Raw genomic sequence first — 260 nt, 5'->3', positions numbered from 1 at the left:
ATGTACTGGGAGAAGCCCTGAAATTATTAGAATTACAAGGGATTGCCAACACCACGCTGGAGATGGTTGCTGAACGTGTGGATTATCCACTGGACGAGCTACGCCGCTTCTGGCCAGACAAAGAGGCAATCCTCTACGATGCGCTGCGTTATCTTAGCCAACAGATAGATGTCTGGCGTCGTCAGCTGATGCTGGACGAAACGCAAACCGCCGAACAAAAGCTGCTGGCACGTTATCAGGCGTTATCGGAGTGCGTTAAA

The 260-nt window shown here is 50.8% G+C and carries 1 pseudogene; it reads left to right on the top strand.

Annotated elements, in window-relative coordinates:
• Nucleotides 1-260, top strand: a pseudogene (locus RVY79_RS20205) (TetR family transcriptional regulator); the annotation flags it as partial.

Origin of the sequence: Chromohalobacter sp. HP20-39 (assembly GCF_033052815.1) — a bacterium.
Lineage (GTDB): Bacteria > Pseudomonadota > Gammaproteobacteria > Pseudomonadales > Halomonadaceae > Chromohalobacter.
This window is presented reverse-complemented; position numbering and strand designations above follow the sequence as displayed.